The following is a 24028-nucleotide window of genomic DNA, read 5'->3' as shown; positions in this document are numbered from 1 at the left end:
CAGATCATGCGGAATCTTCGTGAGCTACCGGCCGAACTGGAAGTTACCGCCGGGGATGGCGGCGAGCAGTTCCTGCGTGTATGCCTGCTGCGGGTTGTCGAAGACATCGTCTGTCGACGCCGCCTCGACGATCCGGCCCTTCTGCATCACGCAGACGTTGTCGGCGACCAGGCGCACGACGGCAAGGTCGTGCGTGATGAACAGGTAGGTCAGGCCCAGCTCAGTCTGCAGCTCGGTCAGCAGGTTCAGCACCTGGCCCTGCACGAGCACGTCGAGAGCCGACACGGCCTCGTCGAGCACCAGTACATCGGGCTTGAGGGCGAGCGCACGGGCGATGGCGATGCGCTGGCGCTGGCCGCCGGAGAGTTCACTCGGGTACCGGTACCTGGACGACCAGGGCAGCGAGACCTGGTCAAGGAGTTCCTTGACCCGGGCCTGGCGTTCCTTGGCCGTGCCGACACCGTGCGCCAGAAGCGGCTCGGCGATGGTGTTGCCCACGCTGTACTGCGGGTCGAGGGAGCCGTACGGGTCCTGGAAGACGGGCTGCACGCGGCGGCGGAACTTGAGCAGCTCCTTGCCCTTGAGCCCGGCGACGTCCTGGCCGTCGAACTCGATGGATCCGCTGGTGATGCTCTCCAGCTGCAGCACGAGCTTGGCGACGGTGGACTTGCCGGAACCGGACTCCCCCACGAGCGCCGTGGTGGTGCCCTTCTGGATGCCGAAGGTGACGCCGTCGACGGCGCGAAGCGCGTCGGTGCGAAGGCCCTTCTTGCGGATCCGGTACACCTTGGAGATGTTCTCGATCGAGATCAGGTCCTTGACCGGAGCAGCGCTCTCGCGTTCGGCGGCCCGGGCGACCAGGGTGTCGTCGAGCGAACCCCCGCCGTAGATCACGGCGTCGCCGGCCGACGCGTGCTTGGCCGACTGGATGCGCCGCGAGGCGAGGCTCGGGGCCGCAGACACGAGACGCTGGGTGTACGGGTGCTGCGGGTTGGCCAGGATCTCCTGCGACGGGCCCGACTCGACAACCTTGCCCTTGTACATGACCACGAGCTGCTCCGCGCGCTCCGCGGCGAGGCCGAGGTCGTGCGTGATGAACAGCACGCTGGTGCCGTAGTCGCGGGTCAGGGTGCCCAGGTGATCGAGGATCTGGCGCTGCACGGTGACGTCGAGCGCCGAGGTGGGCTCGTCGGCGATGAGCAGCTTGGGCCTGGCGGACAGACCGATGCCGATCAGCACACGCTGGCGCATACCGCCGGAGAACTGGTGCGGGTACTGCTTGAGGCGGTCCTCAGCGTCGCTGAGTCCGGCCTCCTGCAGCACCTGGATGGTGCGGGCACGTGCTGCCTTGCCCTGCGCGAGGCCGTTGGCCTTGATCGCCTCCTCCACCTGGAAGCCGATGTTCCAGACCGGGTTGAGGTTGGACATCGGGTCCTGCGGAACGTAGCCGATCAGGTTGCCGCGCACCGCCTGGATCTCCTTGGCGCTGAGCTTGGTGAGGTCGCGGCCCTCGAAGAGCACCTCGCCGCCGGTGATCGAGCCGGCTCCGGGGAGCAGGTCGATGATCGCCTGCGCGGTGGTGGTCTTGCCCGAGCCGGACTCCCCCACGATCGCGAGGGTCTGACCGGCATAGAGGGTGATGTTCACGCCGCGCACGGCGGGGACGAGTCCCCGTTGGGTCTGGAAGCCCACTTCGAGGTCACGGATCTGCAGCAGCGGCTGCTCCTCGTTCTGGAGACCCTCTGGGGTGGTGTCTGTCAGTGTCTGGCTCATCGAAGCGCCCTCGCCTTCGGGTCAAGCGCGTCGCGCAGAATGTCGCCGAGCATCAGGAACGCGAGCACCGTGATGGACAGGGCGGCCGCGGGGTACAGGAGCACCTGCGGGTTGGTGACAAGGGATGTCTGTGCCTGGCTGATGTCGTTACCCCACGACATCACGTTCGACGGCAGCCCGATACCCAGGAACGACAGGGTCGATTCGGCCACGATGAACGTTCCGAGCGACACTGTGGCGATCACGATGACCGGGGCGATCGAGTTGGGGATCACATGGCGCAGCAGGATGCGGAACTTCGACACGCCCAGGGCGGTCGAAGCCATCACGTAGTCGGAGTTCGTGGCCGACAGCACCGCACCGCGCATGATGCGGGCGATCTGGGGCCAGGCGAAGATCGACAGCACGAACGCGACCGAGGTGGGCGTCGCGGCCGGCAGTACCGACATCAGCACGATGGCGCCGAGGATGGTGGGGATGGCGAAGAAGATGTCGCCGACACGGGAGACGATCGCGTCGAGCCAGCCGCCGTAGTAACCGGCCAGCGCACCGACGACGACGCCCAAAAGGGTGACGAGCGCGGTGGCCAGTAGGCCGACGGTGACCGAAGCCTGCGTGCCGAAGATTGTGCGCGCGTAGACATCGCAACCCTGGCGGGTGAAGCCGAACGGGTGACCGGCGACGGGGCCGCCGTTGCTGTTGGCCAGCTGGCAGTCCAGGTTCGGCGACACCGAGGTGAATAGTCCGGGGAACAGCGCGACGACGGCGATGAGCAGGATCAGCACTGAGGAGATCCAGAACATCGGTCGGCGGCGCATCGAGTCCCAGGCATCCGCCCAGGTGCTGCGAGCCTTCTGGGACTCGTCGAGACGATCGATCGGGGCTACCGGGGTGTCTTCCAGCTCCGCGACGAAGTGGGCCTGGCCACTCTTACTTGGCATAACGAATCCTTGGGTCCAGAGCTGCGTACAGCAGGTCGACGAGCAGGTTGGCGAGCACGAAGATGACCACCATGACGGCGATGAACGACACCACCGTGGTGCTCTCGCCGAGCACGATGGCCTTGTACACGGTGCCACCGACACCGTTGATGTTGAAGATTCCCTCTGTGATGATCGCGCCGACCATCAGCGAGCCGAGGTCGACTCCGAGGAACGTCACGACGGGCACAAGCGAGTTGCGCAGCACGTGCACGGTGACCACGCGGCGCCGGGACAGCCCCTTTGCGGTGGCGGTGCGCACGAAGTCGGCGTTGAGGTTGTCGGCCACGCTGGCGCGGGTGAGGCGCACGATGTAAGCGAAGGACACGCTGGCCAGGACCAGGGCAGGAAGGATGAGTTCGCCCCAGGGAGCTTCACTGCTCACTGTGGTTCTGAACCAACCTAATTGCACACCGAAGACCAGCCGCAGGAGGAACCCGAGTACGAAGGTCGGCACGCTGATCAGCAGCAGGCTCACGACGAGAGCGCTGGCGTCGAACCACTTGCCCTTGCGCAGTCCGGCGATAAGACCAACCAGGACGCCGGCGAAGGCTTCGAAGGCGAGTGCCAACATGGCCAGACGGAAGGTGATCGGGAAGGCCCCGGCCATCACGTCGCTGACAGGGCGTCCGGAGTATGTGGTGCCCAGGTCGCCCTGGAAGAAGTTGCCGATGTAGATCAGGTACTGCTGAAGCAGCGGTTTGTCCAGGTTGTATTGGGCCCGGATCTGTTCGATCACGCCGGGTGCCGGCGGACGATCGCCGTACAGCGCCGCGATCGGGTCACCGGGGAGGGAGAAGACCATGAAATAGATCAAGAATGTCGCGCCGAAGAAGACGGGGATCATTTGGAGGACGCGCCTGCCTGTGTACCACAGCATCAGGTGAGCTCCGAGAATCTTTTATGCATGAGGATCGCAATCACTGAATGAGTCTAGTCAGTGCAATGTCCGGGGCTTGACGCCCCGGACATTGCACTGCGGTTGGAACTAGGAATTAACCCTTGGTGATCTGGTAGTACAGCGGGACGGAGTCCCAGCCGAATACCACGTCGCTGACGGTGTCAGCCCACACGCCGTTGACGTTGGAGTACCACAGCGGGATAGACGGGAGGTCCTTGAGCAGGACTTCCTGAGCAGCCTGGTACTTGGCGGTGGCGTCCTCGACGGTTGAGGCCGCGGCGCCTTCCTTGAGGAGGGTGTCGAACTCTTCGCTCGAGTAGTCCTCGTAGTTCGAGCCGGCACCGGTCTGGTACAGCGGAGCGAGGAAGTTGTACATCGACGGGTAGTCGCCCTGCCAGCCGGCGCGCGTTCCACCGGTCAGTGCGTCGTTCGAGCGGTCTTCGAGCGCTGCGGCGAAGGTCGGGTACGGCTTGCCGGTTGCGGAGATGCCCAGCGTGTTGACGACACTGTTGATCACTGCATCGACCCAGGCCTGGTGGCCACCGTCGGAGTTGTAGGCGATGTCGAACGTGGTGTCGCCGTACGGTGCGATGGCGTCAGCCTCGGCCCACAGCTTGACGGCCTCGTCCGGGTTGTATTCGAGAACTTCGGCGCCGTCGAGCTGGTCGGAGTAGCCGTCGATGACCGGGGAGGTGAAGTCGGTTGCCGGGGTACGGGTGCCCTGGAAGATGACGTCGGTGATTTCCTCGCGGTTGATCGACATCGAGATGGCTGCACGACGCAGCTTGCCCTCTTCGCCGCTCCAGTGCTCGAGGTAGTAAGGCATGTTGAAGCCCTGGAAGATGGCTGCTGCCTGGTTGACCGAACGCTCGCCGAATTCGGCTTCGTAGGTTTCGAACGCGGAGTCCGGAACAGCGTCGAGCACATCGAGGTTGCCACCCTGGACATCCGCGTATGCGGCATCCTGGGTGGAGTAGAACTTGATCTCGAGGCCACCGTTGACGGGCTTGCGCACGCCGTCGTATGCCGGGTTGGTCACGAGGTTGATCTTTTCCTCGTGAACCCAGGCGCCTTCGCCATCGAGCATGTACGGGCCGTTGCCGATCGGGTTCTCACCGAAGGCAGCCATGTCGTCGTACGCGGCGCTCGGCAGCGGCATGAAGGCCGTGTAGCCGAGGCGCAGCGGCCAGTCGGCCTCGGGCGAAGCGAGCTCGACCGTGAAGGTCGTGTCGTCGACGACCTTGAGGCCGGTCAGTTCGGAGTCAACCTCGTAGTCGAAGCCGACGATGTCGTCAAAGAAGTAGGAAGCGCTCTGGGCGTTGCTGAAGAGTGCGCCGTAGTTCCAGGCATCCACGAAGGACGAAGCCGTGACGGGCTCGTCGTTGGTGAAGGTCCAGCCGTCGTTGAGCGTGACGGTCCAGTTGGTGGCGTCGTCGGACTCGATCGACTTGGCGACCTCGTTCTCGATCTCGCCGGCGGCGTTGTAGGAGACCAGGCCCGCGAAGATCGACGTGGCGATCTTGCCGCCGCCGGTCTCGGTGGTGTTGGTCGGGATCAGCGGGTTCTGCGGCTCGCTGCCGTTGGTGCTGACGATAGCGGACGCGTCGCCGGCCGCAGTGGCCTCGTCGTCGTTCGATGTCGCGCAGCCCGACAGCGCCAGGGCGCTGACCGAAATGAGCGCGAGGGCGCTGAGGCCCATGCGGGATCTCTTCAAAATTCCTCCTGTGCAAAGGGTTGGCGCCGCAGTGGTTCGTGACCATAGCGGTGCTCTAGTTATCAAAACCCTAGGTAGGTCTCGCGCCCGGTGCAAAACGTAACGGCAAACGTTACCGAGCAGAAACATAAGACGCACGATTCTTGCGCGGAGATGGAAATTTCCAGCTTTATCTGCGAATCTTGCGAGGATCTCTCACGATGCTTGGGACTTTGGTCCCCGCAGCATGTGCAAGCGATTTCATGAGAGCGGTTTCAGCTTTGCGCGTGCGCCGGGCAACCGTCAGGGCGCAAGATAGAGGGATGTCGAACCCCCTGTCCGAACGGCCCGCCACCTTGATTTTCGATGGGGATTGCGGCTTCTGCACGACCGCCGTGCGGTGGCTGGAGCGCACCATGCCCAGGGTGCCCGCGACCGTGCCATTCCAGTGGGCCGACCTCGGGGCCTTCGGGCTCACAGAGGAGGAGGCCAGGTCCAGAGTGTGGTTCGTGACCGCTGGGCGGCGCTACGGCGGTGCCGAAGCGGTCGCGGCTTTGTTGCGCGGCCAACCGCATGCGGCTTTGCGCATGCTCGGCTGGTTGGCCACGGTACCGCCGTGGTCGTGGATGGCGGACGGCGGATATCGCCTGGTAGCCCGGTACCGGTACCGGCTGCCCGGCGGCACCCCCGCGTGCCGGATGCCGGGCGCCGCATGAGCGACGCCAGGCCCGTTGGGCCGGCCGGCCCGACTTCCGCAGTCTTCCCGGCTGCGGTGCGGGTCAGGCTGCGCTGGGAGATCGCTATCGTGCTCGGGCTCTCGCTCGGCGCATCCGCGGTGTACTCGGTCGTGTCGATCATCTCCAGGCTGACCGCGGAGGTCGCCCTTGGCGACCAGTCGGCCACGATCAACGGTTCCCAGTCGACGCGGGAGTGGCTCGACCTCACCTACCAGTTCCTCGGCATCGCCTTCGCGTTGTTCCCGGTGGCCCTGGTGCTCTACCTGCTCTGGCAGCCGGGCCGCAGCTCTTTCCGGCGACTCGGCGTGGATTTCACCCAGCCGCGCCGGGACCTGCTGCGCGGCGGGGCGCTGCTGCTCATCATCGGCATCCCGGGTCTCGGTCTCTATCTGGCCGGCCGGGCGCTCGGCTTCACCGTGGCCGTGGTGCCGTCACCGCTGGACACCTTCTGGTGGACCATCCCGATCCTGGTGTTCTCCGCGCTCCGCAGTGCGCTGGTGGAGGAAGTCATCGTGGTGGGCTACCTGTTCACCCGGCTGAAGGAGCTGGGCTGGAACGCCTGGACCATCATCGTCTCGGCGGCACTGCTGCGCGGCAGCTACCACCTCTACCAGGGCATCGGCCCCTTCGTGGGCAACGCACTGATGGGTGTCGTCTTCGGCTGGTGCTACCTGCGTTGGGGCCGGGTGATGCCGCTGGTGATCGCACACTGGGTGCTCGACATCCTCTCGTTCGTCGGTTACCCCCTGGCGGTCCTCTGGTGGCCCGCCCTCCTGACCCCCGCCTCCTAGTACCGCGAACCGTGAGAAAAGCCCCGAAAACGTGACGTTTTCGGGGCTTTTCTCTCAGTTCGCGACGGGGATTTACTCGAACGCCTCCGGCGGCGGGCAGGCGCAGACCAGGTTGCGGTCGCCGTAGGCGTTGTCGATGCGGCGCACCGGCGCCCAGTACTTGTTACGGATGAGTGTGCGCACCGGGTACACGGCCGTTTCGCGGTCGTACGGGTGCGTCCACTCCCCCTCGATCACACTCTGCGCGGTATGCGGCGCGTTGTGCAGCGGGTTGTCATCGGCCGGCCAGGTGCCGGCTGCCACGGCATCCGCCTCGGCCTTGATGCCGATCATGGCCTCGATGAATCGGTCGATCTCGCCGAGGTCCTCGCTCTCGGTGGGCTCGACCATGAGGGTGCCGGCCACCGGGAAGCTCATCGTGGGCGCGTGGAAGCCGTAGTCGACGAGGCGCTTGGCCACATCGTCGACGGTGACCCCGGTGGCCGCGGTGAGCGGGCGGAGGTCGAGGATGCATTCGTGCGCGACGAGGCCGTTGTCACCGGCGTAGAGCACGGGGAAGTGGCCGCTGAGCTGCTTGGCCACATAGTTGGCCGCGAGCACCGCCGCGCCGGTGGCCTGTTTGAGGCCGTCGGCACCCATCATGCGCACGTAGGCCCAGGAGATGGGCAGGATGCTCGGGCTGCCGTAGGGCGCGGCCGAGACCGGGCCGCCGCCGTGCACGACGGTTTCGGTGCCGGTGCCGCCGAGCAGGTAGTGCTCGTCGTCCTGCGCGAGCGGGTGTCCGGGCAGGAACGGGGCGAGGTGCGCCTTGGCCGCGACAGGTCCGACGCCGGGGCCGCCGCCGCCGTGCGGGATGCAGAAGGTCTTGTGCAGGTTGAGGTGTGACACGTCGCCGCCGAAGTCGCCGAACCGGGCGAAGCCGAGCAGCGCGTTGAGGTTCGCGCCGTCCACATAGACCTGGCCGCCGGCGTCGTGCACGGCGGCGCAGATCGCGCCGACCTCGTGCTCGTAGACGCCGTGGGTGGAGGGGTAGGTGATCATCAGCGCGGCGAGGGTGCCGGCGTGCTCGGCGATCTTGGCGCGGAGATCGCCGAGGTCGACGTTGCCGAGCTCGTCGCAGGCGACGACCACGACACGCATGCCGGCCAGCACGGCGGATGCCGCATTGGTGCCGTGCGCGCTGGACGGGATGAGGCAGACCGTGCGGTCCACGTCTCCGTTGGCGAGGTGGAACCCGCGGATGGCCAGGAGCCCGGCGAGTTCGCCCTGGCTGCCGGCGTTGGGCTGCAGCGACACGGAGTCGTAACCCGTGACATCCGTCAGCCAGGTCTCGAGCTGGCGGATGAGTTCGAGGTAGCCCTCGACGTCGGCTCGCGGCGCGAACGGGTGCAGACCGCCGAATTCGGGCCAGGTGACGGCCTCCATCTCGGTGGCGGCGTTGAGCTTCATGGTGCAGGAGCCCAGCGGGATCATGCCGCGGTCCAGCGCGTAGTCGTAGTCGGCGAGGCGCTTGAGGTAGCGCATCATGCTCGTCTCGGAGCGGTGCGTGTTGAACACTGCGTGGGTGAGGTAGTCGCTGGTGCGGGCGAGGTCGTCGGGCAGGCCGGGCTGGATCACGTCGAGGTCGACGTGGCCGAAGGCGTCGCGGCCGCCGAAGAAACCGACGACGGCGGTGAGGTCGGCCGCGGTGGTGGTCTCGTCGACCGAGATGCCGATGGTCGTCGCGTCCACCTGGTGCAGGTTGTACCCGGCGGCGGCGGCCTGGGCCACGATCTCTGCGGTGCCGGTGGGCACGGACACCCGCACGGTGTCGAAGAAGGTGTCGTTGATCACATCGACGTCGAGGGCGCGGAGGGCCGCCACGAGGGCACCGGCGCGTTCGTGCACCTCGGTGGCGATCGCCTTGAGGCCGTCGGGGCCGTGGTAGACCGCGTACATTCCGGCCATCACGGCGAGCAGCACCTGGGCGGTGCAGATGTTGGAGGTGGCCTTGTCGCGGCGGATGTGCTGCTCGCGCACTTGCAGCGACAGGCGGTAGGCGGGGTGGCCGGCGGCGTCGACGCTCACGCCGACGAGGCGGCCGGGCATCTGGCGCTCCAGACCCTTGCGCACGGCGAGGTATCCGGCGTGCGGTCCGCCGAAGCCCATCGGCACGCCGAAGCGCTGGCTGGTGCCCACGGCCACGTCGGCGCCGAGCTCGCCGGGCGAGGTGATCAGGGTAAGGGCGAGCAGGTCCGCAGCAACCACGGCCAGGGCCTTGTTCTCGTGCGCGAGAGCGATCACGGCGGCGGGGTTCCAGATGCGGCCGGATGCTCCGGGGTACTGCACGAAGATGCCGAAGTAGTCGCCGAGGTCCTCCGCGGTGGTGCTCTCGTCCAGGGGCAGCACGGCCAGTTCGATGCCGAGGGCGTGCGCGCGGTTGCCCAGCAGCGCGTGGGTCTGAGGCAGCGCATCCGCGTCGACGATGAAGCGGTTCGAGGGTGACTTCGACGCCCGGCGGGCCAGCAGCATGCCCTCGACGACCGAGGTGGACTCGTCGAGCATCGACCCGTTAGCGGTGGCCATGCCGGTGAGGTCGGCGACCATGGTCTGGAAGTTGATGATGGCCTCGAGGCGGCCCTGGCTGATCTCAGGCTGGTACGGGGTGTACGCGGTGTACCAGCTGGGGTTCTCCAGCACGTTGCGCTTGATCACGGCGGGCGTGATCGTGTCGTAGTAGCCGAGGCCGATCATCGAGCGCTTCACGGTGTTCTTGTCGGCCAGGGCGCGCAGCTCCTGGATGGCCTCACGCTCGGTGGCGGCGGGCGGCAGGGTGCTGTCACCCTCGCGACGGTACTGCTCGACCTGGATGGTGGCCGGAACGGCCGCGTTGACGAGCGACTCGACGCTGGAGTGGCCGAGGACGGCCAGCATGCGGGACTGTGCGTCGGCATCCGTGCCGATGTGACGCTGGGTGAAGGGCTGCGACATGTGTGGAGAGGCTCTTTCCGGGGTCGGTCAGGTCAGGTCGGGTCTGGAGGAATCGGGTGAGGTTATTCGCCGATGATGGCGGAGTACTCGGCGTAGCTGAGCAGGGTGGGGAGGGTCTCGAAGGTCACCTTGATGAGCCAGCCCGCGCCGAGCGGGTCGCTGTTGACGAGTTCGGGGCTGTCGACGACGGCGTCGTTGATCTCGGCGACGGTGCCGTTGATGGGGGCGAAGAGTTCGCCGACCGACTTGGTCGACTCGATCTCGCCGACGACGGTGCCGGCGGCGACGGCGCTGCCCACCTCGGGCAGCTCAACGAAGACCACGTCGCCGAGCTTGTCGGCGGCGTAGGCGGTGATACCGACGGTGGCGGTGTCGCCGTCAACGAGCACCCATTCGTGCTCTGCTGTGTACTGGAGTTCGGTCTTGTCTGCCATGGGGTTTCCTCTCAAAGGGGCGATCACAGGGGGTGGATCAGTTCAGGGGCGATGCGCGGCGGCGCGACATCGGGTGTGCGGATGCCCGGGGCCGGGCATCCGCGCGCAGTTGCGCTATTTGCGGCGCTTGTAGAACGGCAGGGCGATCACCGTGGCCGGCGCACGCGTACCGCGCACGTCGATGAACACCTCGGTGTCGAGTCGGGCCAGCGCCGGCGGCAGGTATGCCATGGCGATCGGGTAACCGAGGGTGGGCGAGAGTGCGCCACTCGTGATGACACCCTCTGCTTCGGTGGCGTCGGGGCTGCGGAAGATCTGGTAGCCGGCGCGACCGGCGCGCTTGCCGGCGGAGACCAGGCCGACGAGCACGGGGGCGTCGCCGGCGGGTCCTTCCTCGCTGGCGGTGCGACCGACGAAGTCGGTTGGCTTGGCGAGGTTGACAACCCGGCCGAGGCCGGCCTGGGCGGGGTAGGTGGATGTGGTCAGCTCGTGACCGTAAAGCGGCATGCCCGCTTCGAGGCGCAGCGTGTCGCGGCTGGCGAGACCGGCCGGAACCAGGTCATGCGGGGCGCCGGCGACGACGATCGCGTCCCAGAGGGCGAGGGCGGCGGCGTTCGGCAGGTAGAGCTCGAAGCCGTCCTCGCCGGTGTAGCCGGTGCGGGCGATGAGTACCGGGGAGCCGGCAAATCCGCCGGTCATCGAGCGGTAGTAGCGGAGGCCGGCCAGATCGCCGTCAACGCTGAGACCAGCGGTGGCCTGCACGATGGCGAGGGCGTTGGGGCCCTGCACGGCGATGAGGGCGGTGTCATCGCTCTCGTCGGTGACGGTCACGTCGAACCGGGCGGCTCGGGCGGTGAGGGCGTCGAGGGCCTGGTCGTGGTTGCCGGCGTTGGCGACCACGAGGAACTCGGTCTCTCCGGTGCGATAGACGACGAGGTCGTCGATGATGCCGCCGCGGGAATTGAGCAGCAGGCTGTACTTGGCCTGCATAAGGTCAATCACCGAGAGCTGGCCGGCCAGGGCGTGGTCGAGGAACTCGCCGGCCTGCGGGCCGCTGACCCGGATCTCGGCCATGTGGGACAGGTCGAACAGACCAGCGGCCTTGCGCACGGCGTGGTGCTCGGCGAGGTCGCTGGAATAGCGCACGGGCATCTGCCAGCCGGCGAAGTCGGTGAAACTGGCGCCGGCGGCCACGTGCGCGGCGTGCAGGGGCGAGAACCGTTCGGTCGCGGCGCTGGTCGGGGCAGGCTCGTTCGAGGAGGGGGTGAGGTCAGGGCTGGCCGAGGTCATGAGTTCTCCGGTTCGTCGCCGGGCTACCTGCCCGACGAGTTGCTCCGGGGCTCGTTCGAACCCCGTTGGGAACTCCCCCTCTGTCGTCTGGCCTGAGAGCTTCGCCGGGTCGCTTGCACGACGCCGGCTTTCACCATGGGCGGGACTTGGCAGTTCTGACCGGATCCCGCGAGGCGAGGCCCGGACGCGCTGTGCTCATCCGCTTTTCAGAGTGGCCCGTTCGATGCGGTACGAGTACCTGAGAGATTGTCGGGGAGGATTGCTCCTTCGGTGTTCGCTCGTCTTGACGACGTCGAACTCTCCCGCATCGACCGTGTGGCCCGATATTCAGTTTGCTGCTTCTGAGAGTGCAGTCTATCTGACCTGCTCCCCCTCGCGAACTGTGAGTTGAGCCCCATGTTTTCGCGATTTTCGGTGCCTTTCTCACGGTTCGCGGATGAGTCGGCTGGGGTGTGCCCGCGGGGGGCGGCAGTGTCGGTGGTAGGTGAGACGATCTCACTATGAGTAACCCCGACCAGGCAACACCGCCCACTCCGGATGATGACCATTACTCTCCGGAGTCCGCTCCACCTGGCAACACCCCCGCTCCTGTCGACCCGGTGCAAGCTGGGTCGGCGGAGTCCACCGCGGCCGAACCGGCCGAGCCATACGTTCCCAATCCGACCTTGGACGAGTTGGTCTGCACGGAGCTGGCCCGCCGCACCGCACTGATCGCGGCCGAGGCCCGGGCCATCGCCCACGCGCAGGCCCGGCAGGCCGAGTTCCTCGTGGAGCTGCAGTGCTGGAGCGAGGACCCGCAAGTGTCCTCCCGGCTGCACGGCAACCCGGAAAGCATCCGGCTGGCCGACGTGAACGCGGCCACCCTGACCGAGGACCAGGCCCGCGCAGCCTTCTATGGCCGGTGGGAGGACCGGGAGGTGGCCCGCCGCACCATCGTGAGCGAAACCGCGTGCCTGCTCCGGATGCACGAACGCACCGTGGAACACCTGATGGAGCAGTCCCTCTGGCTGCTGTCAGCCCCGGCGACCTTTAACGCGCTCTCCAGCGGGGAGATCAGCTACCGGCACGCCACCGTGCTCATCGACCAGATGCGCACCCTGCCCACCGAAGACCAGGAGGCCTTCGAAGAGAAAGTCCTGCCGGACGCGAAGCGACTCCCGGTGGCCGGTTCACGGACAGGGCCCGCCGGCTCCGGGAAAGGCTGCACCCGGAATCCATCGTGACCCGCACCACCAATGCCCTCGCCGAAAGGCACAGCCGGTGGGAGGCGGCGCCGGACGGGATGGGCTGGTTGCACTGGTACGGCACCGCCCACGACACCAAAGCCGCCTACGACCGGATCAACTCCATGGCGGGGAACCTGAAGAAAGCCGGCGACCCCGCCCCTATGGACCTGGATGCGGAGGTGAATGTGGATGCGGAGGAGAAGAAACGCACCCTCGACCAGCTCCGCGCCGACATCACCCGCGCCCTGCTGCTGGACGGCATCACCCCGGACGGAATGGGCGCCGGGATCCGCGGCACCGTGATGATCACCGTGCCCGTGCTCACCCTCCTCGGCCTGGACGAGGAACCCGCCACCCTCGAAGGCTACGGGCCGATCTCCCCCGAGAACGCCCGGCAGATCGCCGGACACGCCCCCAGCTTCACCCGGCTGCTAACCCACCCCGAAACCGGGGTCGTACTCTCGCTGGGCAAAACCCAGCACAAGAACACCAAAGCCATGAAGACATGGCTGCGGGTGCGCGACGAAACCTGCCGATTCCCCGGCTGCTCAAGGCCCGCGGTGAAGTCCGACGTCACCACACCGAAGACTGGGCCGGCGGCGGGAAGACCGACTGCGACAACCTCGCCCACCTCTGCGAACCCCACCACAGACTCAAACACCTCTCCCACTGGCAGGTCACCCAGGAACCAGGCGGAATCCTGCTCTGGACCTCCCCCGGGAAACGCAGCTACCGCACCGACCCGGCCAACCCGATGGGACCACCCCGACCACAAGCACCGGTCGTGGGTCCGAAAAGCCGGAAACGGCCCGCGGAGGAAAGCTACCTGATGCCGCCCCGGCACCGGCCAACCCGGACACCGACAGCACCAGTCCCCGAGGACCCGCCGTTCTAGCAACTACGCGGTGCTAGAAACTAGGCCGTTTCAGAAACTAGAGGAGCAGTTTGAAACCCAGGTGGGACGGGGCGAAGCCGAGGCGTTCGTAGAAGCGATGAGCATCCAGGCGCGAGGCGTCGGAGGTGAGTTGCACCAGCCGGCAACCTCGGCCGCGACCGTACTCGACGGCCCAGGACAGCATCGCGCTGCCCAGGCCGTTGCCGCGCAAAGTCGCGCTCACCCGCACGGCCTCGATCTGCAGCCGGGTGGCGCCGGAACGAGCGAGCCCGGGCAACACGGTGAGCTGCTGAGTGGCCACCACGTTCCCGGCGGGATCGTCGACGACCACGAGGAACTGATCGGCCAATTGGCTGATCGCCTCGAAGGCCGCAAGGTACGGCGCGAGGTCCTCCGGCGCGGTGGATTCCTCGCTGGAGCGCAGCCGGTCGTCGGCGAGCAGGCCGACGATCGCGGCCTCGTCCCCGGCGACCGCCCGGCGCAGGGTGAATGGTCCGCCGGGTAGGTCGAAAACAGCTTCAGTCATCCGTCCAGCATGCCAGTGCCCGGCCGGTCAGTATCCGCTCGAGAACACCGGGGCGCCGTCGACCATTTCGACGATGCCGTTGATGGAGAAGTCCACGGTGGCCGTCTCCGGGACCACCTGGCCGCGATAGTCCGTGTTCGTGTAGGTCACGGTGGCCGAGCCACGGTCGTCGGTGGAGACGTACCATTCGCCGCCGTACGTGCTGCCCATGGACGTCACGGCGGGTTCGTCGATGCTCCACACGACATCGGTGATTGTGCCGTAGTCGAAGACGTAGATCGGGCAGTTGTCGGCGTACAGCGACTTCTGCGCCACACAACCGGCCAGGTATTCGGCCACCTGCTCATCGATGCTCGCCGCGAACTTGGCGGTCGGCTCGAGGCTCAGTTGTGCGCTGCTCGACGCGGTGTCAACTCCCACCTGAACCGTCTGCGGCTCGGCGGCCAGCCACTCGTCGTCCCCGGCACTGCCGATAACGTAGTCTCCGGCGAAGGCCGGGACCTCCAGGTAGCCGCTCTCCTGGACCTCGGCGCTCAGTTCGAGTGCGGTGCCGTTGACATCGATCGTTTCGATGCCGGGCGAAACCACGATCGACACCGTTGGCAGCCAGACCGGTTCCATGGTCCAGTTGTTGAAGAACAGGGCCGTCGTTCCGGACTTCTGCAGCTGGTAGGCCGCTTCGTCCTTCACACCGTCCTGGTCGACATTGGCCGTCACCACAGCGGTGTCGCCGGTGATGGTGACATCGGTGATCGTGTAACCGGTGATCCTGCCCTTGGTGGCCGTCAGGACCTTGTCGGTGAGCAGAACGCGCTCCTGAGCCGAGGCGTCGACATCGCCGAGTGCCAGCGCCGCCGATGCGTCACCGTCAACGATCGCGTCCAGATAGCTTTCGACCTGGTTCTCCGGGTTGTACACCATCTGATTGACGATCGACACGGCAATGGATGCGCCGAGGACGACAACCACGGCCCCGGCAACGGCGGCGAGCATAATTCGCACCTGACGCTTCTTCTCGGGAGTCATCGGCACAACAACGGGCGCCCCTGTGACGACGGGAGCATCGCTGACGACGGGCACATCCCGTGCGAGAGGAACGGCGCCGTCCGCTGGAGAGTCACTGGTGACCGGAACCTCGATCGCTTCCGGCACCACGTAAGTGCCAGGCACGGCGAACGGCACGCCGACCAATCCGGTGAGCTTGGCCCACCTCGCCAGAACGGGTGCGGGCAGCAGCTGCAGGAGGGCCGGAGCCGCGAACAGCGCAACGACCTCGACGAGGGCGCCGAGTGCCGCGAAGACCATGAACGTCCACCCCGCCAACCCGACGGTGCCCGAGGCGGCACCCGCGCCTTCGATCAGCGAACCGGCACCCCCGAGAAGGCCGTCCAGGCCCTCAGCACCGGCCATGTCGACACTCGTCCAGCCCGCGACGGTGCCCAGGATGGAGATCCCGATGCCGGCAATGGCGAACGACACCACCGTGGTGGCCCACGACATGGCCGCAGACAACCGCAGCTGTGCGCGTCGCAAGCGCAGCACGGTCCCCGTCACCAGGATGAGCAGCACGTTCACCACCAGGATGAGCACCGTCGCCCATGCGGGCAGTTCGGTGGGCATCCAGAGATTGGCCGGTGACCCGGTCAGCCCGCTCAACGCTGCCAGAGAACCGCCGAGCGTGACCGGTACCAGGTTCACCAGGCCCAGGCTGTCGACCACCGCGGTCGGCAACCAGAAGAATGCGGTGAGAAGCGCGTTGACGCCACCGTTCACCACCGACCAGATCAGCAGCACCACTGTGATCAACGTGGCGAGCACGCCGAAGTGCAGGCCGACCACCGGCAGGGTCGAGCGCACCGCCGCGAAGGCGGATGTGGCGGCCGGCGCCACGACCGCGGGCGTGATGCCGGCGGCCCGTCGGGCCACCCGGGCCCGGGCCAGATACGAAGCGAGGGTGCCCAGAACGAGAGCGCCGAGGAACGCGGTGATCGACGCCGAGGAGGCCCCGCCGCTTCCGGTCAGGACACCGAACCCGGTGTCGGAACCGTCACCGAGCGAGTAGGCCAGCGGCGTGACGGCCGCGATGACGACGACCAGGAGCGCCAGCACGACACCGCTGAGTCCCGAAAGCATCCACCGGATGCCGCGAGTCGGGCTCTGCGCGATCCGTTCGTCCCTGCGGGCGACGAACGCGGTCGCGATGATGAGGAAGGCGGTGACCAGCAACGGAAGCCAGAGCACCGAGACCGACGCCGAGATTCCCATGACGGTGGCGCCGACGGTGAGCGTGCCGGCAACCGCCAGACCCACGATCTGGGCGGGAGCCTGGAAGGCCAGACCCCAGTCAAGGTCGGCGTCCGCGGCGGCCACGAACACGAGCAGGGTGAAAACCAGCGTCAACAGCCAGGCTGCTGCATAGACCACTGCCGAGGCGACCGCGGCGGCGAGGAATCGCTCGCCGGGCACTCCCCGCACCAGGGATGCGAGGCGGGTGCCCACGGTCGGTCCGGTCGGCGCTGTCGGCAGCGCGGCGCCCGGAGTGCCGTCTCCACGATCCTCGCTGTCGGCGCTGTCGGTACCGTCTGCGCCGGCCGCGCTCGCTCCGGAATCGTCTCCGGAATTGAGATTCCCACCCAATGGTGAATTGTCCATGCTTCCCCCAGCTTTCGCTTGAAGCGTAGCGGAAAAAAGCTGGCCAGCCCCCAAGTCCGGCCCCGCGGCAACCCGGTGAGGAACCGCTCGGCAGGTGCCTGCGGCAGGGCCAGCAGAACGCCCGGCAGAATGGAGCGATGCAGATCAAGGATGTCTCCCCCGCCGATCTCGAGGCCGTGACCGCGCTGTGGGAGGAAGCCGGCCTCACCCGCCCGTGGAATCCCCCAGCCACCGACCTCCGTCGCGCGCTGGACGGCACGACGTCGACGGTGCTCGGCGCATTCCTCGACGGTCGACTGGTCGGCACCGTGATGGTCGGCCACGATGGCCACCGCGGCTGGGTCTATTACCTCGCTGTGGCCATGGCCGAGCGGGGCACGGGCCTCGGCCGCCGGCTGATGCAGGCGGCCGAAGCCTGGCTGGTCGAGCGCGGCGCCGTCAAGCTGCAGCTCATGGTGCGCGAGACGAATACCGCCGTCACCGGCTTCTACGACCGGCTGGGGTTCATGGATGCCGACGTGCGCGTGCTCTCCAAACGGCTCGACTGATCTGCCCGCAGGGCGGACTTGTCAGCCGGATGCCGAGTCCCCGGCCATTCCCAGCCGCCAAGGTGCTTGGTTTTCCTCCGGGAGCGTGATTCGCTGGGGTCATGTCGATACAGGGGAAACCACCCGACGAGCCTGAGATCCCGGAGACCCCGGCCGCCGGTGTGCCCGCGGGCACGTCGGGCCTGCCGATGTTCCCGCTCGGCTCCGTGCTCTTTCCGTACATGCCGTTGCAGCTGAGGGTCTTCGAGGAGCGTTACCTCATCATGCTGGCGAGCATCCTGGAATCGGAGCCGGCCGAGTTCGGCGTTGTCCTCATCGAACGCGGCCAGGAGGTGGGCGGCGGCGAACACCGGTTCAGCACCGGCACCGTCGCGCAGGTGCTCGAGCTGGTGGCGCCGGAGGGGTTCGTCGGCCTGGTTGCGCAGGGGGACCGGCGCATCGAGGTTGTCGAGTGGAGTCAGGACACCCCGTTTCCGCAGGCCGTGGTGCGTGAGCTGCCCGCCCTGGTCTGGGACGACGCCCTCACCCCGCTGCGAGTGCTCGCCGAGCAGACCGTGCGCCGCACCCTGTCCCTGGCCAGCGAATTCACCGACGACGCCTGGTCGGCCAACGTCGCCCTCTCGGAGGACCCCGTCGAGGCCGCCTGGCAGCTGGCCGGCATTGCCCCGGTCGGTCCACTGGACCAGGTCGAGATGCTGCGGTCCACCACCATGGCCGGCCTGCTGCGGTCCATCTTCGACTGCACCGAAGCGGCCGCCGACGCGTTCAGGGTGCCCGGCCCCGGCGACCTGGACGCGGACGACCTGGACGCCGACGACCTGAACCCGGACGACCCGGACGCCTGAGCGTCGGGGCACCCCGCGCCCGCCCCGCCGTCGACGCAGTTACTCGTGGGTGAGGCTCTCCACCGGCGAGCGCCGCGCCGCCGCACTGGCCGGCACGACGGTGGCCACCAAACCGGCCACCAGTGCTCCCAGCAAGACGATTCCCAATTGGGTCCACGGCAGGTGCACCGTCAACGCGAGTTTCTGCGCCTGCAGCGCCACCGCCGACAGACCGGCCCAGGCGTACAGCACGCCCAGCCCGATACCGCAGGCCGCGGCCACCACCGTGATCAGCGTCGCCTCGATTCCCAGGGTGGTCCGAAGTTGCCCCCTGGTCAGGCCGAGGGCTCGTAACAGCGCGGACTCGCGGCGCCGCTCGTGCACAGACAACGCCATTGTGTTGGCCACCCCCACACAGGCGATCACCACCGCCATCGTGAGCAGGGCCAGCACGATGAGCAGCATCACGTCGAGGATCTGCTCGTAGTACGTGCGCTCCGGCGCCCCACCGCCCACGGTGAACGCCTCGCTCACCGACAGGATGTCGCTGCTCAGCTGCTGCACCTGGCTGCTGGTGATCCCGTCACCCAACCGCAGCTGCACCTGCCCGGTGACCGGCGTCACCACCAACCCGAGCAGGTCGGTCTTGGTCAGCGTCGCTTGCTTGCGCGGCGCGGTCGCCGCGAAAGCCACCGTCAGCTCGGCGCTGCCGGCGTCTCCGGTCACCGTCACGTTCTCGCCGTCCTGCATGGCGCCGGCGTCCGCGGGATTGAGCAGGAGTTGTCCGTCGTCAGGCAGCAGAACCGTCGACCGGGCCACGTGCTGCGCTTGGGCCGAGTCGACGCCGCGAGCCGGCAACACCACGGACGCTCCGTCGGCCAGGGTGATGGTGAGCCGGGCCGAGGCCACCGAGGTGGAGTACTGCACATCGGGCATCGCACTGATGCCGTCGATCTGCTCCACCGTCATCCCCGCCGGGTCCACCGACTGCACGGTGAGGTCGACTGGACGTTTCTCGTCGATCTTGTCGCCGATCGAGGTGCGCACCGACGTGACGCCCACCACCATCATCGTCACCAGCGTCACTCCCACCAGCAGGGCGGCGGCCGTCGATGCCGTGCGCGCGGGATTGCGGGTGGCGTTGCGGGCGGCCAGCCTGGCCGGCACCGAGGTCCAGCCGATCGTTGACCCGACCAGTCGCACAATCCACGGGATGAACAGGGCGGAGGCGAGAAGGATGCCGAGGAAGCTGACCACGCCGGACACAACCGCCAGCGTCAGGCCGGACCGGGTCGCCCCGAGGTACAGGCCGGTTCCACCGAGCCCGACGAGGGCCAGGGCCACGACCGCACCGACAACCCCCTGGCGCACACTGGCCGGCGCCGCGACGGCCCGCAGGGCCGCGACCGGGCGTACCCGGGTCGCCCGGTGCGCCGGGGAGAGCGCAGACCCGACGGTGAGCAGCACCCCGATCCCGAACCCGACGGCCAGCAGCGCCGGATCGATCAGGAGCCGGCCGAGGTGCACACCGGATGCGCCGTCCCGGCTGAGTTCAGCCAGCACGCCGGCCCCGGCCACGCCGATGCCCACTCCGAGCGCCGAGGCCACCAAGCCCAGCAACAGCGCCTCGCCCAGGATCAGCCGGCGCACCTGGCCGGCACCGGCGCCGACACAGCGCAGCAGCGCCAGCTCCCTGGTTCGCTGGCTGACCAACACCTGGAAGGTGTTGGCGATCACGATGGACGCCACGAACAAGGCGATCGCGGCGAAGGCCATCAGGATGCTCGTGAGCACGGTGGCACTGCCTGAGAGCTGGGCGGTCTGGTGATCGACGGCCTCTGTCCGGGTCTGCACCACGATGCCTGACGCTCCGGCGACGGCGTCGGACACCGACGCCGCGACGGCATCCGCATCACCGCCGGCGACCAGGATCGACGTCGACAGGCTGAACAGGGCCGGGTCGTTCAGGGCCTTCGGCTGCATCAGGAGGGCGGGACCGCCGGTGCCTACGCCGGCGGCCTGCTGGGCGGTGATGCCCACGACGGTCACGGCGCTGGGGCTCACCCCGGACCCGACGGCGGCGACCGTCAGGCTGTCCCCCTCGGCAACCCGAAGCGACTCGGCGGACGCCTGGTCGAGCGTGGCCTCGGTGTTTGTCTGGGGCCATCGGCCGGAGGTGAGGGTCTGCCAGCGCACCGACTCGTCCAGCACCGCGCCGATCTGCGCCACACTGCGGGTCTCGCCGAACCGGAGGTCCACGTAGGCGAGCCGTTCCACGTCGGCGCCGGTCACCCCTGGGGCAGCCCGCACCTCCGGCAGCAGGGTCAGCAGCACGTCCGTGGAGGTGCGCGGGTCGGAGCTGGCCATCTCGGCCACCGTCTGGGTGACCAGCACGTCAGCCTTGGCCATGCTCGCCGCGAGGGAGTCCTCGGTAGTGCGTGTGAAGGTGGCCGAGAGTGTCAGTGTGGCGACGACGAAACCCACCGAGAGTGCCACCGCCAGTCCCGTCGCCAGCAGCCGGGCCAGCGTGGCGCGCAGGCCGGCGAAGAGGACCCTGATCACAGGGTCGAACCGGGCAGCACCGAACCAGGCAGCGCCGAACCGGGCAGCACCGAACCGGGCAGCGCCACACCGTGCAGCGCCGAGAGCACGGAGTCGACTGTCGGGGCGTGCAACTCGCCCGCGAGACGCCCGTCGCCGAGGAGTACGACGCGGTCGGAGTACGCGGCCGCGACGGCGTCGTGGGTGACCATGATCACCGTTTGGCCCCACTGGGCCACGCTTGTGCGCAACAGCGCGAGCACCTCGGCCCCAGCCACGGAGTCGAGATTTCCGGTGGGCTCGTCGGCGAAGATCACGGCCGGCCGGCCGAGCAGCGCCCGCGCCACCGCCACCCGCTGCTGCTGCCCGCCGGACAACTCGTGCGGGCGGTGCTTCAGCCGGCCGGTGAGCCCGAGGGTCTGCACGACCTCGTCGAACCAGGCCCGGTCTACCCGGCGCCGTGCCAACGCCAGGGGAAGAACGATGTTCTGCCTGGCCGTGAGGGTGGGCACGAGGTTGTAGGCCTGGAAGACGAACCCGATCTTCTCCCGGCGGAGCCTGGTGAGCCCACGATCACGCAACCCGGTGATCGGGGTGCCGTCGATCCAGACGGTGCCGCTGCTGACGGTGTCGAGCCCGGCCAGGCAGTGCATCAGAGTGGATTTGCCCGACCCCGACGGTCCCATCACGGCGGCGAACTGACCGCGGGGAAAGTCCACCGAGACGTCGGCGAGCGCGGCGACCGCCGATTCACCTCGGCCGTAGGTCTTGCGAAGCGCCCGAGCCGCCACCGCGGTGTCACCTGTGCTGTGAGTTTCGGTCATTGTCACTCCCCCGCGTGAATGTTGACGCTCAGGCGAGTGCATCCGTCGGTGTGCCCGGATGCGCGGCCGCGCGTTCACCGGCGCGTCATCAGGCCGGGAACGGATTGTCAGCCGGTACTGCGCCCACAGGGCCCGGCGGGCGACCTCACGCTGTCCCCACCGGCAATACCCCCGTCTGGGTTACAACCCTACGCCCGTCGGAGACGGCGGGTGACCGCCGTTGAGCGATGGGACATTCGGGGGCAGCATGGGGGCATGACCTCGCCACCCTCCTCCCCCGCGGCGTCCCCCGTGCCCTCGCCGCGCGTCGGCGTGCCGGTTCCGCGTCTCGACCACTTCTTGGACGGGTCGGTGAAGGCCAACGGTTTCGAGCTCGACGGCAAACTCCACGGGCACTGGGAGTGGTTCCGCCCGGACGGTTCGCTGATGCGCTCCGGGGAATTCGACCTGGGGCATCAGGTAGGAATGTGGCGCACCTGGGACCGCGCCGGACGGCTGGTGAAGGAAACCTCGTTCGGCCCGTGGGCCCCGACTCCGGACGGGCAGCAACCGCAGGACCAGGCAGGACCGGTCGGATCCGGCACCACGGGTTTCGCTTCACGGTGACAGGATGGCGGGTGCCGGGAACGCTGCGAACGGGAGGGTCGGTACCGGTACCGCCTTCGATGCCGACGTCCTGATCGTGGGCGCCGGACCCACCGGGCTCGCCCTCGCCCGTGAACTGCACAGCCTCGGTGTCGCCGCGATGATCGTCGACAGCGCACCGGATGCCGTGCACGAGTCCCGTGCGCTGGCCATTCAGGCGCGCACCCTGGAGGTCCTCGATCGCAACTCCCTCGCGGACGACCTGGTGACGGCGGGCAATCCGACCGGGACCCTGCTGCTGCACGGTCGCGGCCGGCGCCGCGGCAGCGCCCACGCGCGCAGCCGCGCTGCGCCCGACCATCCAGCACCCAGCCGTCGAGCACCCAGCCATGCCGTGCCACTGTTCGACGAGGCCATCGGCGACACCCGCTTCCCGTTCCTGCTGTTCCTCTCGCAGGCCGGCACGGAACGGGTGCTCGTCGACCGCCTGGCCAGCGCGGGTGTCGGCATCCGTCGAGGACTCACGCTGACCGGACTCAGCCAGGACGACGACGGCGTCACCTGCACCCTCGAATCCCCTGGTGTGCCGGCCCGGACCGTGCGCACCCGCTACGTTGTGGGCTGCGACGGCGCCCACAGCGCCACCCGGCACCTGGCCGGCATCGGTTTCAGCGGCCACGCGTTCCCGCAGCGTTTCCTCCTCGCCGACCTCGAGGCCGACGGCCTGGAGACCGGAGGGGTGCACGTGTACCTGTCCGGAGCCGGAGGGCTGTTCCTGTTCCCGCTGGGCTCACCGGCCGGCTGGCGGCTCCTGGTGATGCTGCCGCCGGGCAGCCGCACCGGCCCCGTCACCCTCTCGCTGGCGCAAGCCGCCGTCACTCGGTACACCGGGCAGGACATCCTGGTGCACCACCCGGTCTGGCTGACCGAATTCAGCATCAGCAGCCGACTCGCCGACCGCTTCGCGCGCGGCCGGGTGTTCCTGGCCGGTGATGCCGCCCATATCCACAGCCCGGCCGGCGCCCAGGGCATGAACACCGGCATTCAAGATGCCGTGAACCTCGGCTGGAAACTCGCGCTGGTCTGCCGTGGTGACGCCGGCGCGGACCTGCTGGCCAGCTACGAGCGGGAGCGGATGCCGGTGGCACGCTCGGTGCTGGCCTTCACCGACCGTGCCTTCAGGGTGGCGACCAGCCAGCACCCGCTGTTGCGGGGCCTGCGCGCCGGGCCCGTCATTCCAGCTGCCGCGCTGCTGCTGCGCAGCGCTCGGGTGCGCCGGGCCAGCTTCCGGCTGATCTCCGAACTAAGCATCCGTTACCCGCGCAGCCCACGCTCGGCCGACAAAGGTGCGCGCGCGGGACTGTCCGTCGAGGGACTCCCCCGCTTGACCCGGGGGCCGCGGCCGGGCGAACGATTCCCTCAACCCGGGATGGGGGCGGCGCCGGTCGTACCCTTCGACGCGACAGACGTCGGCAGGGCTTCGCACCCGCCGGTCTTCAGGCTGCTGCTCTGCGGACCGGCCACCGACTGGTCGGACGGCCCGTCAGAGCGCAGGATGCGGGATTTCCAGGCGCGCTGGGCGCACGTGCTCACCGTGGAACTGACCCCGTCCGCCCCACGGTCGCGCTGGTCCGCCGCTCCACGTGCGGCCGCCACCTCCCGAAGGCGGCCCGGCACCGCCCATTACCTGCTGCGTTGGGACGGTTATGTGGGGTACCGGTCGGGCGGCACCGACCTCGACGGGGTCGCCGCCTATCTCCTGGCGCTCGGCGCCCGGCCGTTCCCGCCGGCCCCCTAGCCGACCCAGCCGGCCACGGGTCCGGGATGCCGATCACACC

General features: G+C 68.2%; 19 protein-coding genes and 1 riboswitch. Of the genes, 8 read left to right on the top strand and 11 right to left on the bottom strand.

The window, feature by feature from the left end; translation table 11 throughout:
• Positions 1–24: 24 nt before the first annotated feature.
• From E3T61_RS11230 to E3T61_RS11215, 4 genes are all read right to left on the bottom strand, one after another.
• Positions 25–1773, bottom strand: coding sequence for a dipeptide ABC transporter ATP-binding protein (locus E3T61_RS11230; RefSeq protein WP_134640937.1), 1749 nt, complete (start codon positions 1771–1773; stop codon positions 25–27).
• The gene (locus E3T61_RS11225) at positions 1770–2714 is read right to left on the bottom strand and encodes an ABC transporter permease (protein WP_134640936.1); all 945 of its coding nucleotides are present in this window, start codon (positions 2712–2714) and stop codon (positions 1770–1772) included. Before E3T61_RS11225 ends, E3T61_RS11230 begins: the two co-directional genes overlap by 4 nt.
• Positions 2704–3633, bottom strand: coding sequence for an ABC transporter permease (locus tag E3T61_RS11220; protein ID WP_134640935.1), 930 nt, complete (start codon positions 3631–3633; stop codon positions 2704–2706). The genes E3T61_RS11225 and E3T61_RS11220 overlap by 11 nt, the downstream gene beginning before the upstream one ends.
• Positions 3634–3748: 115 nt before the next feature.
• Positions 3749–5368: a peptide ABC transporter substrate-binding protein gene (locus E3T61_RS11215; RefSeq protein ID WP_134640934.1), complete on the bottom strand. Its 1620-nt coding sequence runs from the start codon at positions 5366–5368 to the stop codon at positions 3749–3751.
• A 302-nt stretch (positions 5369–5670) separates the two neighbouring features.
• On the opposite strand from E3T61_RS11215, the gene E3T61_RS11210 reads away from it, so the two are divergent.
• Complete coding sequence (locus tag E3T61_RS11210) at positions 5671–6063, top strand: thiol-disulfide oxidoreductase DCC family protein (RefSeq protein WP_134640933.1); 393 nt, start codon at positions 5671–5673, stop codon at positions 6061–6063.
• Entirely contained in the window at positions 6060–6875 is an 816-nt protein-coding gene (locus E3T61_RS11205; RefSeq protein ID WP_134640932.1) for a CPBP family intramembrane glutamic endopeptidase, read from the top strand. Before E3T61_RS11210 ends, E3T61_RS11205 begins: the two co-directional genes overlap by 4 nt.
• A 72-nt stretch (positions 6876–6947) precedes the next feature.
• Here E3T61_RS11205 and gcvP read toward each other — a convergent pair whose 3' ends face one another.
• From gcvP to gcvT, 3 genes are all read right to left on the bottom strand, one after another.
• Entirely contained in the window at positions 6948–9845 is a 2898-nt protein-coding gene (gene gcvP, locus E3T61_RS11200; RefSeq protein ID WP_134640931.1) for an aminomethyl-transferring glycine dehydrogenase, read from the bottom strand.
• 62 nt (positions 9846–9907) lie between these two features.
• Complete coding sequence (gene gcvH, locus E3T61_RS11195) at positions 9908–10279, bottom strand: glycine cleavage system protein GcvH (protein ID WP_134640930.1); 372 nt, start codon at positions 10277–10279, stop codon at positions 9908–9910.
• 114 nt (positions 10280–10393) lie between these two features.
• The gene (gene gcvT / locus E3T61_RS11190) at positions 10394–11569 is read right to left on the bottom strand and encodes a glycine cleavage system aminomethyltransferase GcvT (RefSeq protein WP_134640929.1); all 1176 of its coding nucleotides are present in this window, start codon (positions 11567–11569) and stop codon (positions 10394–10396) included.
• Between the two features lie 216 nt (positions 11570–11785).
• A riboswitch (glycine riboswitch) is annotated at positions 11786–11884 on the bottom strand.
• A gap of 185 nt (positions 11885–12069) precedes the next feature.
• Between gcvT and E3T61_RS11185 the strand changes: the two genes are divergently transcribed.
• Positions 12070–12792 carry a hypothetical protein gene (locus E3T61_RS11185; protein WP_134640928.1) on the top strand — a complete coding sequence of 241 codons (723 nt, stop codon included), beginning with the start codon at positions 12070–12072 and terminating at the stop codon, positions 12790–12792.
• The gene (locus tag E3T61_RS11180; RefSeq protein WP_241992518.1) at positions 12789–13625 is read left to right on the top strand and encodes a DUF222 domain-containing protein; all 837 of its coding nucleotides are present in this window, start codon (positions 12789–12791) and stop codon (positions 13623–13625) included. The genes E3T61_RS11185 and E3T61_RS11180 overlap by 4 nt, the downstream gene beginning before the upstream one ends.
• A gap of 102 nt (positions 13626–13727) precedes the next feature.
• Here E3T61_RS11180 and E3T61_RS11175 read toward each other — a convergent pair whose 3' ends face one another.
• Together E3T61_RS11175 and E3T61_RS11170 are read right to left on the bottom strand one after the other, a co-directional pair.
• Positions 13728–14216, bottom strand: coding sequence for a GNAT family N-acetyltransferase (locus tag E3T61_RS11175; protein WP_134640926.1), 489 nt, complete (start codon positions 14214–14216; stop codon positions 13728–13730).
• Positions 14217–14243: 27 nt separating this feature from the next.
• On the bottom strand, positions 14244–16868 hold the full coding sequence (locus E3T61_RS11170; protein ID WP_134640925.1) for a zinc ribbon domain-containing protein: 2625 nt from the start codon (positions 16866–16868) through the stop codon (positions 14244–14246).
• Positions 16869–17005: 137 nt separating this feature from the next.
• On the opposite strand from E3T61_RS11170, the gene E3T61_RS11165 reads away from it, so the two are divergent.
• Positions 17006–17416, top strand: a complete 411-nt coding sequence (locus tag E3T61_RS11165; protein ID WP_134640924.1) for a GNAT family acetyltransferase — start codon at positions 17006–17008, stop codon at positions 17414–17416.
• A 101-nt stretch (positions 17417–17517) separates the two neighbouring features.
• A complete protein-coding gene (locus E3T61_RS11160; RefSeq protein ID WP_241992517.1) occupies positions 17518–18261 on the top strand; it encodes an LON peptidase substrate-binding domain-containing protein in 744 nt (247 codons plus the stop codon).
• Between the two features lie 39 nt (positions 18262–18300).
• Here the strand turns inward: E3T61_RS11160 and E3T61_RS11155 are convergent, their stop codons facing one another.
• Positions 18301–20802, bottom strand: a complete 2502-nt coding sequence (locus tag E3T61_RS11155; protein WP_134640923.1) for an ABC transporter permease — start codon at positions 20800–20802, stop codon at positions 18301–18303.
• Positions 20799–21605 carry an ABC transporter ATP-binding protein gene (locus tag E3T61_RS11150; RefSeq protein WP_241992516.1) on the bottom strand — a complete coding sequence of 269 codons (807 nt, stop codon included), beginning with the start codon at positions 21603–21605 and terminating at the stop codon, positions 20799–20801. The genes E3T61_RS11155 and E3T61_RS11150 overlap by 4 nt, the downstream gene beginning before the upstream one ends.
• Before the next feature lie 255 nt (positions 21606–21860).
• On the opposite strand from E3T61_RS11150, the gene E3T61_RS11145 reads away from it, so the two are divergent.
• Together E3T61_RS11145 and E3T61_RS22335 are read left to right on the top strand one after the other, a co-directional pair.
• Positions 21861–22211 carry a toxin-antitoxin system YwqK family antitoxin gene (locus tag E3T61_RS11145; protein ID WP_134640922.1) on the top strand — a complete coding sequence of 117 codons (351 nt, stop codon included), beginning with the start codon at positions 21861–21863 and terminating at the stop codon, positions 22209–22211.
• 4 nt (positions 22212–22215) lie between these two features.
• Complete coding sequence (locus tag E3T61_RS22335) at positions 22216–23988, top strand: FAD-dependent monooxygenase (RefSeq protein ID WP_134640921.1); 1773 nt, start codon at positions 22216–22218, stop codon at positions 23986–23988.
• Positions 23989–24028 lie beyond the last annotated feature (40 nt).

Origin of the sequence: Cryobacterium lactosi (assembly GCF_004403945.1) — a bacterium.
GTDB lineage: Bacteria > Actinomycetota > Actinomycetes > Actinomycetales > Microbacteriaceae > Cryobacterium > Cryobacterium lactosi.
The sequence above is the reverse complement of the archived record's forward strand: the minus strand, read 5'-3'. Positions and strand labels throughout refer to the sequence as shown.

Coding starts and splice junctions, on each gene's coding strand:
- E3T61_RS11170 (WP_134640925.1), bottom strand. CDS start 16,868: ATGGACAATTCACCATTGGGTGGGAATCTCAATTCCGGAGACGATTCC.
- E3T61_RS11230 (WP_134640937.1), bottom strand. CDS start 1,773: ATGAGCCAGACACTGACAGACACCACCCCAGAGGGTCTCCAGAACGAG.
- E3T61_RS11145 (WP_134640922.1), top strand. CDS start 21,861: ATGACCTCGCCACCCTCCTCCCCCGCGGCGTCCCCCGTGCCCTCGCCG.
- E3T61_RS11165 (WP_134640924.1), top strand. CDS start 17,006: ATGCAGATCAAGGATGTCTCCCCCGCCGATCTCGAGGCCGTGACCGCG.
- gcvT (WP_134640929.1), bottom strand. CDS start 11,569: ATGACCTCGGCCAGCCCTGACCTCACCCCCTCCTCGAACGAGCCTGCC.
- E3T61_RS11205 (WP_134640932.1), top strand. CDS start 6,060: ATGAGCGACGCCAGGCCCGTTGGGCCGGCCGGCCCGACTTCCGCAGTC.
- E3T61_RS11185 (WP_134640928.1), top strand. CDS start 12,070: ATGAGTAACCCCGACCAGGCAACACCGCCCACTCCGGATGATGACCAT.
- gcvP (WP_134640931.1), bottom strand. CDS start 9,845: ATGTCGCAGCCCTTCACCCAGCGTCACATCGGCACGGATGCCGACGCA.
- gcvH (WP_134640930.1), bottom strand. CDS start 10,279: ATGGCAGACAAGACCGAACTCCAGTACACAGCAGAGCACGAATGGGTG.
- E3T61_RS11210 (WP_134640933.1), top strand. CDS start 5,671: ATGTCGAACCCCCTGTCCGAACGGCCCGCCACCTTGATTTTCGATGGG.
- E3T61_RS11150 (WP_241992516.1), bottom strand. CDS start 21,605: ATGACCGAAACTCACAGCACAGGTGACACCGCGGTGGCGGCTCGGGCG.
- E3T61_RS11175 (WP_134640926.1), bottom strand. CDS start 14,216: ATGACTGAAGCTGTTTTCGACCTACCCGGCGGACCATTCACCCTGCGC.
- E3T61_RS22335 (WP_134640921.1), top strand. CDS start 22,216: ATGGCGGGTGCCGGGAACGCTGCGAACGGGAGGGTCGGTACCGGTACC.
- E3T61_RS11225 (WP_134640936.1), bottom strand. CDS start 2,714: ATGCCAAGTAAGAGTGGCCAGGCCCACTTCGTCGCGGAGCTGGAAGAC.
- E3T61_RS11220 (WP_134640935.1), bottom strand. CDS start 3,633: ATGCTGTGGTACACAGGCAGGCGCGTCCTCCAAATGATCCCCGTCTTC.
- E3T61_RS11160 (WP_241992517.1), top strand. CDS start 17,518: ATGTCGATACAGGGGAAACCACCCGACGAGCCTGAGATCCCGGAGACC.